General features: G+C 50.9%; 12 protein-coding genes. 7 read left to right on the top strand and 5 right to left on the bottom strand.

Annotation, left to right across the window (positions count from 1 at the left end):
• Nucleotides 1-188: 188 nt before the first annotated feature.
• The gene (locus WBG83_RS20625) at nt 189-2189 is read right to left on the bottom strand and encodes a glycoside hydrolase family 15 protein (RefSeq protein ID WP_336747253.1); all 2001 of its coding nucleotides are present in this window, start codon (nt 2187-2189) and stop codon (nt 189-191) included.
• Between the two features lie 328 nt (nt 2190-2517).
• Here WBG83_RS20625 and WBG83_RS20620 point away from each other — a divergent pair, with 328 nt between their 5' ends.
• The 3 genes from WBG83_RS20620 to WBG83_RS20610 all read left to right on the top strand — a co-directional run bounded on the left by WBG83_RS20620 (nt 2518) and on the right by WBG83_RS20610 (nt 5474).
• Nucleotides 2518-2946: a hypothetical protein gene (locus tag WBG83_RS20620; RefSeq protein WP_336747252.1), complete on the top strand. Its 429-nt coding sequence runs from the start codon at nt 2518-2520 to the stop codon at nt 2944-2946.
• 399 nt (nt 2947-3345) lie between these two features.
• Entirely contained in the window at nt 3346-4053 is a 708-nt protein-coding gene (gene sigI / locus WBG83_RS20615) for an RNA polymerase sigma factor SigI (protein WP_336747251.1), read from the top strand.
• Nucleotides 4054-4055: 2 nt separating this feature from the next.
• Nucleotides 4056-5474, top strand: a complete 1419-nt coding sequence (locus tag WBG83_RS20610) for an anti-sigma-I factor RsgI family protein (RefSeq protein ID WP_336747250.1) — start codon at nt 4056-4058, stop codon at nt 5472-5474.
• A gap of 151 nt (nt 5475-5625) precedes the next feature.
• Here the strand turns inward: WBG83_RS20610 and WBG83_RS20605 are convergent, their stop codons facing one another.
• Genes WBG83_RS20605 through WBG83_RS20595 form a run of 3 tightly spaced genes read right to left on the bottom strand, consistent with a single transcriptional unit; the run spans nt 5626 to nt 7495 of the window.
• Complete coding sequence (locus tag WBG83_RS20605) at nt 5626-6450, bottom strand: CPBP family glutamic-type intramembrane protease (protein WP_336747249.1); 825 nt, start codon at nt 6448-6450, stop codon at nt 5626-5628.
• The gene (locus WBG83_RS20600) at nt 6437-6640 is read right to left on the bottom strand and encodes a hypothetical protein (RefSeq protein ID WP_336747248.1); all 204 of its coding nucleotides are present in this window, start codon (nt 6638-6640) and stop codon (nt 6437-6439) included. The genes WBG83_RS20605 and WBG83_RS20600 overlap by 14 nt, the downstream gene beginning before the upstream one ends.
• 12 nt (nt 6641-6652) lie before the next feature.
• Nucleotides 6653-7495: an SPFH domain-containing protein gene (locus WBG83_RS20595; RefSeq protein WP_336747247.1), complete on the bottom strand. Its 843-nt coding sequence runs from the start codon at nt 7493-7495 to the stop codon at nt 6653-6655.
• 203 nt (nt 7496-7698) lie between these two features.
• On the opposite strand from WBG83_RS20595, the gene WBG83_RS20590 reads away from it, so the two are divergent.
• Complete coding sequence (locus WBG83_RS20590; protein WP_336747246.1) at nt 7699-8715, top strand: aldo/keto reductase; 1017 nt, start codon at nt 7699-7701, stop codon at nt 8713-8715.
• Nucleotides 8716-9177: 462 nt separating this feature from the next.
• Here WBG83_RS20590 and WBG83_RS20585 read toward each other — a convergent pair whose 3' ends face one another.
• Nucleotides 9178-9756: a hypothetical protein gene (locus tag WBG83_RS20585; RefSeq protein ID WP_336747245.1), complete on the bottom strand. Its 579-nt coding sequence runs from the start codon at nt 9754-9756 to the stop codon at nt 9178-9180.
• Nucleotides 9757-10086: 330 nt separating this feature from the next.
• Here WBG83_RS20585 and WBG83_RS20580 point away from each other — a divergent pair, with 330 nt between their 5' ends.
• From WBG83_RS20580 to WBG83_RS20570, 3 genes are all read left to right on the top strand, one after another.
• On the top strand, nt 10087-10740 hold the full coding sequence (locus WBG83_RS20580) for a sulfite oxidase-like oxidoreductase (RefSeq protein ID WP_336747244.1): 654 nt from the start codon (nt 10087-10089) through the stop codon (nt 10738-10740).
• A gap of 754 nt (nt 10741-11494) precedes the next feature.
• Nucleotides 11495-11791: a hypothetical protein gene (locus tag WBG83_RS20575; RefSeq protein ID WP_336747243.1), complete on the top strand. Its 297-nt coding sequence runs from the start codon at nt 11495-11497 to the stop codon at nt 11789-11791.
• A 1-nt stretch (nt 11792) separates the two neighbouring features.
• The gene (locus WBG83_RS20570) at nt 11793-12272 is read left to right on the top strand and encodes a hypothetical protein (RefSeq protein WP_336747242.1); all 480 of its coding nucleotides are present in this window, start codon (nt 11793-11795) and stop codon (nt 12270-12272) included.
• The last annotated feature ends 396 nt before the right edge of the window (nt 12273-12668 follow it).

The raw sequence follows: 12668 nt of genomic DNA, 5'->3' as shown, positions 1-12668 counted from the left end.
GAGCTGACCACAGGCAGCATTCACTTTCCTTTAAATTGTTTCTCTGCCGCAGGTGACTCTTGTTGTCTGCCATCCATACGGGAAGCTGTCCGGCACCAGCCCTCAAGCCTGCATGAAGGGGGGGAGGATGCACTGTCAAGCGGCGCGCAGTGCTTCGCTTGGTAAGAGAATGATTGACCTTGTATGTTCTACATCCAATGCTTGTAAATGCCATTCGCGCTTTTGCCGGTGAGCTTATGGTATTTGTTCATGTATTTAACCACGGTGAGCACGAAGGTTGCATGAGACCAGGTCAGCGGGGCGACGGATAGCGGGCTGCCATCCATCGGATCGACCTGCTCGGACAGGATGCCGCTCTCCATCGCATGGGCGATGACCCATTCGAGCGTTTGCTTCGGACCTTGCAGCTCCTCAATGGTTTGAGCCGTCTCGATCTCGTGCTCCGCGGTCCAGAGCGTACAGATAATCCACGGATTCCCCGGAATTTTCTCGATATCGGAGGAGCGCTGGAAATAGTAGTCATGGTAGTAACGGGCTACCCCGCCGACCGGCGTTTTAATGGTCAAGCCGTCCTTGATGGCCTTCATCGTGCTGACAACACGGGGATCGGTGGCCGGAAGAACGCCGAATTCGAAGATGCCGTACATGCTGCTCTCCAGGGTCGGGTCCTTCACCCACTCGCCGTCCTTCTGATATAAGCCCCGGACAAAGCGTCCAAGCTGCTCATCGTACAGGTGGGTCAGAATGCCTTCCTTAATCCGCTCGGCGTGCATTTTGTAGCGCAGGCTCCGTTCATCGTCGCCGAACAGCTTGGCGAAGTTGGCGGCGGCGATCAAGCCTCCGTACACGGCTGAGGTCGTAAACGTAAAGATGCCGTAACGCTCCTCCCACAAGTCGTAGCTCGGCTTGGGCAGGTTCAAATCCTCTTCGACGTACTGGTACAGGAAACGGGCTGCTTTGCGGATGAGGCTTTTGTAGAGGGACTGCGGCAGCTCAATCACCCCATGCTGGGCGTAATCCTGCCACAGGGTGAACAGCACGAGCGCCGTTTCATCCTCCTGAATGGGCAGCTGCTGCTTGCCGCCGACGATATAGGGATGCCAGCTGGAGCCGACGGTGCCGTCCGGGTTGTATTTGTGATGGAGATAGCCTTCGGGAGACAGCGCAGCGGCGCAGAAGTGGAAGAACGGGACGATCATCCCCTGATAACCGGCCATCGTCATCGCATAAGCGACGAGCGCGCCGTCACGGGGCCACATGTAGCTGTAATGATCGCGGTTGTACTGCATGATGTCGGTGTCGTTGGCGGCAATGATGGCCCCGTCGACATCGGTTTGGGTACGGACCATCAGCAGGCTGTGCTTGAACATGCGGATAATATCATCGCTCAGGTCGGCATAATCGCGGCTCGCCTTGTTGACCCAGTGCTGCCAGTATATTTTGACGCGGTCCAGCAGCTTGCCCGGATGGCTTTCCTTGACATAAGCGTCCAGCTTTTTGACTTCTTCCAGGCTTTTGCCGATGGACAGCCAGTAGTAGATTTCGCGTTCCGCTCCGGGCGGAATGAAGGTCCGGATGCTGATGGTGCTGTCTACCGAGCCTTGGGCGATGGCATTGCCCATCAGATGGCCGTCCTCGGCATCCTTCCAGGTCCCTTCGGCATTATGGAACCGCTTGACCCCCGCGGTGAACTGATAAATTCCTTCCCGTTCGGTTTCGGCCATGCCGTTGAACATAAAGTAGCGGTCTTTCTTGTAGTGAAACATGGTGTGGTTTTCCGGATAATAAACGGCGGTATCGCCGACCTCGGTTTCATTAATCATCATATCCTGGCTGAAAAAGACCCGGACTTCCTTTTGCTCGGCGCCATGGTTCGTAATCCGGACCCGCTTTAAGTAAATGTTATCGCGCTGATGGACGCCGTCGTTCAGCACAAGCGCAATGCCAAGCTCCGGATTGGCCGCTGTTACCTCGGTGACCAGCGAATCTTCCGTATAGGCGAGCTTGATTTCCCATTCGGGGTCGCTCAGCCAGGAGAACTGGCCGTCTACCCACAGGCCCATGCGGCACAAGTAGCCGCCGACATGGTTAAGCTGGCCGACGTAAGGGTAGTACACATCGCGGATAAAGCAATGCTGATCCAGATTAATCAAAATTTTACCGTTGCCGACTACGAGATGCCTTGGCATAAGATCCACATCCTTATCCGTATATTCCGCTGTCTCTGCTATATTATGTACGTTGTTTCTTCCATCTTACTAAGAAGAGGAGCTGTTTTCCATAGTTAATTTCTTTTTTTTCTGAAAATTCGCTCTCACCGAGCCCTGCACAGCATTCCAGAGGGGCTTTGGACGTTGAAATTCGTTTTGGAAATCATTTATACCTATGCGAAAGGCGCGCGCCCGATTATACTGAATTACATATTTTCGTCTGCAAAAAGAGGATAATTCGCGCGGCAAAGCGAATATGTATGTACAAAGCGGCAGTATCCGCAAGGTGTTGGAGGAGGAGTGCAAGATGAGTTTTTGCTGCGGAGCCAGTATGATTGGAACCCAAGGAACACTGAAACATTATCGCACGCACATTCACAACGTACCATTGTTATTTTGCCCGGTATGCCACCGCATCGAGGTGCACTACCTGATTGAGCACGAATATGAGATTTTAGCCGAGTATGCGCACGGAGACGGCGCCCATGAGATTGATTTTCAGGAATATGTGGACGGCCGGGAGAATCCCGCCTTATATGAAAATTGTGTAAATGATGAGAGCGAGGAACCGCTCGACATCGTACTCAATCAAATCGATATGGCGCTTGACCTGCTGTCTGTGGCAAAGCAAATGGCCGATGCCGAGTGGGAGGAACAGCTCAAGAAGCGGCTGTCCGTACTCAGCAAACGCAAGGCGAAGCTGCGGGAGAAGAAATCGCTGGGCCATTCCCGGTAACCGGGAGGACCGTAACATACTCGCGCGCCCCTGGGCGATGGATAAAAAGCAAGCGCCCCGGAGGGCGCTTTTTTAATTCAAAGGGAATTCAAGCGCCCGCTCATTCGAGATATAATAGTAGAGCTAGCGAATTTCCCGGATTTTTTAGCTCGTCCGGAACATAAAACGGTTTCATGGTCCTGTTGTTTTCAGGTCCTGTTTTCGGGACTACAGTCACGGACAGGCCCGAAAGCAATGTGGTATAATAGTCGAGATTGACCCCCGCATATTCCGGGACGATTTCGAACAATATTGTGTGAGGTGGAACGGTTGTTACTCGTACTGTTTAAAAAGTTTTTGGGGAAACGCCAGTCTCACCAAGCCCCCCAATTAAATACAGAATCACCTGAAGAAAAGGTGATGCGCATTCAAGGAGGCGACGTCAGGCTCCGTAATGAATTCATCACGGACTACCAGCCCTATGTGGCCAAGATGACGAGCCGTTTTTGCAAGCGATATATAGATCCCGCCAAGGATGATGAGTTCAGCATTGCGCTTGGCGCATTTAATGAGGCTATCAGCCAGTTTTCCGCGGAATCGGGCCGTTCGTTTCTCAGCTTTGCCGAGACGGTCGTCCGCCGCAGGCTGATTGATTATGTCCGCAAGGAACAGCGCTTCACCGGCCAAATTCCCCTGAGTTCCTTTGACGTGCAGGATGAAGAAGACAACATTATTAATCCTGTGGAGAACCAGCAGGCTGCGCTCGTGTATGACAGTGAACGGTTAATCGAACAGCGTCAGGCGGAAATCGCCGATTTCAACGACTGCCTGAAGCAATTCGGAATGACCTTCTCCGAGCTGGCCGAAATTTCCCCGAAGCATGTCGATTCCCGTCAGGCTCTCTTTGCTATCGGCTATATCTTGTCCAGTGACGCAGAGCTGATGCGTATTCTCATCGGTAAAAAAATGCTGCCAATCAAGGAATTGATGCAGCAGGTCGATGTATCCCGTAAGACGCTGGAGCGAAACCGCAAGTTTATTATTGCTATCGCTCTTATACATAGCGGTCCATACCCCTGTCTGAAGGAATATTTACAAATTCCTTCACTACCGAGAAAGGAGGCTTAACCATGAACAAAGGGGTCGTCATGGAAATGACGGACCGGCATATTGTGGTACTGACTGCACAGGGCAGTTTCGTAAAAGTGCCCCGCGCTGGACACACATGCCGTATCGGCGAAGAAATCATGTTCGCGCGTGCGCAGCGGCGCTGGAATCCGCTTCTGACAATGAGCTCCGCCATTGCTGTGGCTGTTATTTTCTGCGTCGTAGTATTTACAACCTTTACTGGGGGAATGCAGCCGGATCCGACCGTTGTGGCCTACATCTCCATGGACATCAATCCGAGTGTAGAGCTGGGCATTGATGAAACCGAGCATGTTCTGGAGGTGCGCGGCCTCAACGACGACGGGATTCAACTGGTTGAAACACTGGGCGAGGATTGGAAGCAAAAGCCTCTGGAAGAGGTCGCCAATGAAGTGATTGAAAAGGCGGCGGGTTATTTAAAGGATGAAGGGGATATTATTATTTCCAGCACGGCCGTCACCGAACAAACCAAGCTGGACGATACCCAAATCGGCAGCAAGGTGAAAGCTGTGGTTGAGCAAAAAATTCAAACGTTAAAGCCCGAGCAGGCGAAATCCTTTGAGGTAGCTGCCATTGCCACACCGCAGGAGGTGCGCAATGAAGCGATGACCCACGGGGTGTCGGCAGGGAAATATGCGGTGTATTTGAACGCCAAGGCCAGCGGGCAGGAGGTGGAGCTGGAGCAGTTCCAAAGCGACTCCATTACCCATATCGCGAAGGCCAGCGGCGGGCTCAACAAGCTTGTCGACCCGGTCAAGCCGCCGTCCAAGGAGCAGCTGAAGGAGCTGGTCTCGGAGGAGAAGGAAGGCAAGCTGGGCAGCGGGAAGAAAACCGGGAAGAACAGCAGCAAGGACAATGACAAATCGAATTCCAAAACAGAGACTAAAACGAATTCGAATGATGCCAGAACAGTGGACTCCAAAAAGGACGATACGAAAAGAACGAACGTTCCTGCAGGAAGCCGGCAAGGAGATTCGAACGTCAAGGCGACGCCTTCACCGTCCGCCAAGCCTGCAGAGGACAAGCGCAATTCTCAAGCTGACAAAGATAACGATAAAGATAGAGACAGCAGCAAAGAGAGAGAGAATACGAAGGACAACACGAAGTCCGGGAACCGGGATGACGGGAAAAAGGAAGACAGTAAGAACGAGGATCGCGGCAAGGACAACGGTCAAAAGAACGAGGACCCGAAAGCCGACAACAACAAGACCGACGGGAATAATTCAAAGGAAGACAGCGGGAAGAAAGATCAAGATACCAGGAACAACGGCAATACGAATAGCAATGGCAATAACGGCGGCAACAAAAAGAATGACGACAGCGATGATGAGCGGAAGAAGGAATTGGAGAAAAAGCTCCAGGAGCTGCGTGACAAAATTAATAACGGCAAAAAAGACAACTAATAGCCAACCCCCTGCTTGCGGCGCTTCTTGCGCGCAGGCAGGGGGTTCTCCTTTTATTAGGCCGGCGTGGCGGCTGTTTCGTTATCTATCCCGGCAAAATTCAACCTCCGGCTTGAACGGGGGTCCTCTTTTTTAACGGACGCTTTACGGTTTACGCTAAGGCGGAAGCCCACAGCACATGAAGGAACAAATCCGCAAACAGATGGGAGACGATAGCGTACTCCAGCCCCTTTTTCCAATAAAGCCATCCGAATAACAGACCCAGCAGCCCGTTCAGCACCAAAGCCCGGACGACCAGCAAGCCGCTTAAGCCTCCGAATAGAGAGGCCGTTGCCGGCAGATGCCCAAATCCAAACAGGAGAGTAGCCAGAACAATGGCGCACACATAAACGGCCGGGGCAATCGGACGATGGCTGCGGCGTGCAGGAATCGAAAGAATCCATACCAGCAGAGTCATCACGAACAGGCGCAGGAGCACCTCCTCAACAACACCGCCGTACAAGGCGGTTGAAGCCCGGGACCAGAGCGGCATCTGATGAGAAGCCGCCGCAGCTGCTACATGTACTGCCGGCGGAAGGTAAGGCTGAAGCAGCAGCTTATCTGTTAGCGCCAGCAGGAGCGTAAGGAGAAAGCTCCCTGCAATAGCGATGGTAAGCCAGCGTCCCGACCATGCCGGGGCAGGAGTTCTATACATCCAGCTGCGCAGCATAGGCGCGTCCAGCCCCGCAGAGCGGGCCATCAGCAGACCGAGCCAGCTTGCAATGAGCACTTGAACGGCGGTCTGCAGGACCGACAGGCCGATTAAGGCGCCGGGCGGAAGTCCGGCCTGGGCTGCCGCGCCCTGAAGGGTTTGTCCTGACAAGGCGAATTGGTATGGCAGGATGGCCGCAGCGCCAGCTGCGCCAGCCACTGTAAACAAGGCGACAAGACGTCCATTTTGCCTGCGGATGGTAAGACCTGTATTATTTCGGTTCATCGGAATCCTCCCCTGCTTCCGGCAGGTTTGCAATCCGCGATCCGGGCAGACGGCCCGCCTTACGGGCCGCTTCACGAAGCACATACTCGATATGGCTGTTCACACTGCGGAATTCGTCCTGGGCCCACCGCTCCAGCACCTCATACAGCTTCGGGTCGATCCGCAGGGGAAAGCTTTTTTTGGGAGCCATCGGCTTGAACCGTCAGTACAAGCTGCTCGTGTTAATAACCGGGGAAGCGGCCCGGTCGGACACGATGGCGACAAGCAAATTATTAATCATAGCTGCCTTGCGTTCCTCATCGAGCTCAATCACGCCTTCCTGCTGCAGGGTGGCAATGGCCATTTGGACCATGCCTACAGCACCTTCAACAATTTTTTGCCGGGCGGCAATAATGGCATCGGCCTGCTGGCGCTGCAGCATCGCACTGGCGATTTCTGTGGAATACGCAAGGTGAGTCAGGCGGGCTTCCATGACCTCGACACCGGCAAGGGCCAGACGCTGCTGAAGCTCCTCTTCCAGCTCTCTGGCGATTTCATCTGCATTGGCGCGGAGCGAGATTTGTTCTCCTGTATAGGAATCGTACGGATATTTGCTGGCAACGTGGCGAAGAGCGGTTTCGCTTTGAATCTCGACAAATTGCTCATAATTGTCAACATCGAACACGGCCTTGGCAGTATCCACGACACGGAAAACGACGACCGTGGCAATCTCTATCGGGCTGCCGGCAGTATCATTCACCTTCAGCTTGGCGCTGTTGAAGTTGCGAACACGCAGCGACACATGCTTGCGGACTGTGAACGGGATAATAAGCCAAAATCCGCTGTGACGGACCGTTCCCAAATATTTGCCGAGGAAGGTTACGACGGCGGCCTGATTCGGCTGTACAATTGTAAAACCGGAGGCATAGGCCGCCAGCGCGACGAGGAAAATAACGCCAATGACCTTCTGAGCGCTTAGAAAGGAAAATAAGGCGCATGCCGCAAAGAAAAGCAGCGGCAACATGCCCATAAAACCGTTTAAAGACCATGCTTTTTGTTCTTTCATGTGAACCCCTCCTTGTTGGTCATGAATAAGATAAATCATTATTATATTATTATGATATCATATTTGGATGTAATTGTAAAACGAAATTTATTAGGCGGATTTCTTCCTGGTGCGGATTGGCTGAAAAAGCGGGTAGAGCGACCCTCCATGCCAATGGTACAATGGACAGGAGGAGAAAACGCGAAGGAAGGGTGAACGTTTAAATGAGATACACTGAATTCGGAAACACGGGCTACCGGGTATCATCGCTCGGTTTCGGAGCGATGAACCTGCCCGGCGTGCCGCTGGATCAAGCGCGTGATGCCTTGAATTATGCGCTCGATCAAGGCATTAATTACATCGATACCGCTTCTGCATACCGCAACAGTGAAGAAATTATCGGCAGCAGCATCTCTCACCGCCGAAAGGAATATTTCTTGGCTACCAAAACGAACAAACGGGATTATGCTGCGGCGAAGGAAGAAATTGAGGGCAGCCTGCGGAAGATGAAGACGGATCATGTGGATTTGCTTCAGCTTCATTATGTCAATTTCGTCCATGAGTTTAAGCAAATGATGGGTGAAGGCGGTGCTTATGAGGCGGCGCTGGAGGCACAGCGGGAAGGCAAGGTGCGGTTCATCGGCATAACCGGCCATCGTCCTGAGCTTCTGTCGCGCTGGGTCAGCAAGGGGCAATTCGATCAGGTGCTGTTCCATTTAAGCCTTGTGCAGCCTTTTGCGGCTAAGGAGCTTGTGCCTGAGCTAATCCGGCAAAACATGGGCCGGGTAGTGATGAAGCCGCTGTCGGGCGGATTCGTTCAACCGGTAGATAAGGCGATCCGGTATCCGTTTAGCCAGGATGTTCATGTTACCATCTCCGGCATGATTAGCGTGGAGCAGGTGAAGGAAAATATAGCGGCTCAAGCCGCCGAGGTGTCGGAGGCGGAACGGCTGGAGCTGGAGGGGCTGGCGGAGGAGCTGGGCACCCACAATTGCCGCCGCTGTAATTATTGCTCCTGTCCGATCGATATTAAAATCCCGGACGTCATGATTGCGAGCAAGGTGCGGGAGAAATTCGGCCTGCTGCCGAAGGGCATGGATTTCTTCAGCAAGCAGCAGGAGAAGCTGGCTTCCTGTGCCGATTACGAGCCCTGTAAAGAGACGCCGCTGTGCGAGCAGAAATGTCCGTATCATCTGCCAATGCAGCGGGTGATGCAGGAGTCTGCCCGGATTTTGGCGTAAGGGATCGAGCTGGAACAGGCCTCAGGCTGGGTTATGGAGTGCGGCCACCGAGTCTGTTTCCCTCAACATGCTTTTGAAAAATACGAGTCGTGGCGACAACGCAAGCGCACAATATTGTCGATCGACCGCCGTCATGCAGCGAAGCACCTTGCCGGGAGCTGTCCGCGGTGCGTTCGAAATGGTCCCGGAATTCCGTGGAATTGCGCCATGTCATTGAAATTCGGGACGTATCCAAAAAGCTTGGCCGACCGGTATTTTTTTCCGGCGCGCCGGGCTTTTTTACAACCTCAGAAGGGGGGATGGGAATGTTGTGCCGTCAAGGCCCGCTTATATTGTGTTGTGAGGCGGCATCGGTTGCCGCAGGGCTCCCGCCGAATACGGCCTCGTCTGTACCCGCACAAAAAATCCCCATTGCAGTGCACATGCTGTGCCGCGAAGGGGATTATATTTACAAGTGGCAGGCTAAGCGTGCAGCCGGACGTTCTCCGATGAGGGGACGGCTGTCGATGCCGCGCCGGTCAGTGGAGGCGAAATCAGCATGTACACGTCTTCCATCCGGAGAATGAGCCGATTGACGGACTCCAGCTCGTAGGACAAGCTTTGGCAGCGATCGTGCAGGTTCGGCAAATAAATGGCGACCTGCCGATTTTTCTTGCCTGTTATGCGCAGGTCATGCTGCAGGACCGTAAGCACGGCGGCATGTTTCTGCTCGGGGATATGTTGAACGACCGGGATGGCGTCGTTTAATTCCTCCAAATCCAAAACCAGGCTTCTCGCGTCCCAGCGGATGGCGCCGGGCTTGAAGGTAATAACGACGGATTCCGGGCTTTGCTCGTCCGTCCGAACTTTAACGAGGCTAATGTGCTTGCTTCGCCTGTGGCGAATCGTTTGGTTCTTGGGTAAGTCGGGAATAAAGGGCACGACAATCATCGGAATGGCGCTGGCGATGTACAGTAAAATCGGAGATTCAAAAACCCAGGAAGCTGCGAATATGGCCAGAAACACCAGGATGCCAATGCTGGCGATCGTTTGTTTTTTCATAGGAAGGCATTCCCTCACAATTTAATATATAAATACAGGTCGACCTTATCATATCATAAGCCGCGCTTGCTTTGAAGCTGCAGTTTTTGCTTGACTTGTAAAGACCTGCGTGCTGCGTTCCGCGCTTGTATTACAACCCTATTCATTCTCCTGAAAAAATAGCACGGTTTCCTGCAGCCAAAGGAGAAGTTCATAGTTGCGATGGCCCATTGCTTAATCGGCTTTTGTGAATGCTCTGGTGAATGCCGGGTTGGTCCGGCGTCTGTCTTTTGGGTATACTTAACGCAAGAAGCTTAGAATACCACTGCATATGGAATGGAGGCGAATGAGATGTCGGAGGAGGAGGATTTTATCGCAGCGGTGCGCGCTTACCGGAAGGAACGGGACGAAGCATCCGGCGTCCGGGCGAACTCGGCAGTGCAAGAGAGGGTGCCGCCGGGTCAGACGGTGACCGAAGGCTTTCCGGTACTGCACCACGGGGATATTCCGTATTACCGGGATATGAGCAAATGGGATTTGCGGCTGTTCGGTCTTGTGGAGGAGGAGATATCCCTATCCTACAAGGTGTTCATGGCGCTGCCGCGGCAAGTCTACATCAATGACATACATTGTGTTACGGCCTGGTCCAAGCTGGATAACGCCTGGGAGGGCGTAGCTGTAAGCGAAGTGATGAAGCGGGTGAAGCTGAAGCCGGAGGCAAACTATGTGATGCTTCATGCCGAGCAGGGCTGGACCACGAACGTGCCGCTGGACGATTTCCTGCGGGAAACCTCGTTATTTGCAATCAAGCATAACGGAGAAATCTTGTCGCCTTCCCACGGTTATCCCGTCCGGATGGTCATTCCGCACCTGTACTTCTGGAAAAGCGCCAAATGGCTGCGGGGCATCGAATTCATGTCCCGGGACAAGCCGGGATTTTGGGAGCAGAACGGTTATCATATGTATGGGAGCCCATGGAAAGAGCAGCGTTTTGATTTCGACTGATCCGAATGGTTATCCCGGCATTTGTCATGATTTGTAATCCATTTGCAATCTTCGTTTCATCTGGCTTTAACAAAGGCCGTATATAATAGAACTCGACCCCCTTTTTGAATATACATCAGACCTGCAGCCCGTTGCTGCAGGTCTCTTTTTTGTGCGAAGCTTCCAGGCCGTCGTAACGGCAATTTAGCCGGATGGTTTTTGGGAGCTTTTTATTTCAAAATATGGACTGGACAGTGGAAGTTCTTGTCGAAAAATAATCGAATAGAAAAATAACTCAATCCAACGAATCGGTGTTATCCTTGCGGTTCGAGTGGTTCGCGGTTCTGCTTGCCTTGCTCATCACCTGCAGGACGGGTGAAAGCCATTTTCACGTAGGAAGACGACGAGCAGCGCCAGAGTTCTCATGGTGTACAGATGCTCGAGCAAGCTTTCGGCGGTTTTTAAGGAGAGTCCTCCATTCTTTAGTAATAGAAAATCGACTTGTAATAGTAGCTTGAATTACCGTTTAATAGGATTAATCAATAAAAGGGAGGATACTACAGAGGAATAATAAAAATTCAAATTTAATTATATTTATACATCGGATACTATATGTGTTTTTCGATGTTCCTTAAAACTATATATAGTATCTTCTCCTTGTGTATCAATGTTTTGACCCATTTATGACCCTAAGTCGGCCTAGCCGGATTATTGAGACCAGAATTATCCATATGGCATAGTGTGGATAAAAGGTGCATAAAACGGGTGGTGTAAGATGAAATTTAGTCTGAGTTATGAAGACAAAGAAAGTAAGGACTACTCAAGGTCTCTTGTTACCACATCAATCATGAACTTGAATACTGTGGGAGATGTAGTCTTTGACTTCTATGAAGAGTATGTGAAGCCTAGAGTCTCAACAAAAATAACAGATGATAGCACTGAATTCTCTCAAAAGGAAAACGAAGTGGTAATTATTAGGGAGAAAAAAACGACTGTTGTGATGTCTAAAGAGACCGCTCTTCAGATGGCAGATTGGATTATCAGTCATTATCAAACAGAAGGAGGAAAATGATATGACATCAACAAAGCCAAAAATTAATCAAGGCATTGTTGCTCCTTCCCCAAATGATTGGATCACACTAAATGCTACAATATCAGTGCAAGCAAAAATTTCTGGAGTTCTCAAAAGTAACGCATACTTTATGCATACTGAGGATTTAGCAACTGGCAGTTTGGATTTGCTGGAATCAGGAAACACTATCCTGCATAAAGTTAATGTAGGTGGTGAGATGAGTATGGAAAGAGAGATTGTCAGCGATTTTTATGAAGATAATAACATCAGCATGATTTATGGACAAATAGAAGAAACAGATGTTAACCTTCTGTTGGTATTTAAGGAAGAAGTTGATGACATTGCATTGCGTTTTGCAAAACTTCAAAATAGAATATGCAAACAATATCCTGAACATACCATCGAGATATTCTACCTACAAGAAGAAGTATTCACAAGTGACTTTATTCCTGATGGGTTCGTTCCTTTTCTTAGGGGGTAAAGTTTTTTGTGTTTAGATCTAAAGTTCCAGTAACCATGCAAATGAGACATATTCAATATACAATATACTGATAATCACTAGCGTTGCATAAAAAGTCGGTGGCATAGTTTTCGAATAATTCTGAACAAGGTTTTAGTTTTCATTACCAAAAAGTCGATTGCCCACCAGAAGGTAGCTCTCTGTCCATTTGGTAAATTTATGTAGTTTCCCCTGAGTGACGGAAATACTAGCTCACTGTTTCTTGCGCCTACCCGCTGATTTTCGACTAGGTTTACGGTGAATTCGTTCCATCCATTGATGCATCGGTTCCCATAATAGAATTTTAAGCCAACGATAAAGCTGAAGAATACTGTGATGTGTAGCGGTGTCCAGTTTCATAAGTACGAGCAGACAAAA

It is taken from the genome of Paenibacillus sp. y28 (assembly GCF_037137075.1).
Taxonomy (GTDB): domain Bacteria; phylum Bacillota; class Bacilli; order Paenibacillales; family NBRC-103111; genus JBBBNV01.
This window is presented reverse-complemented; position numbering and strand designations above follow the sequence as displayed.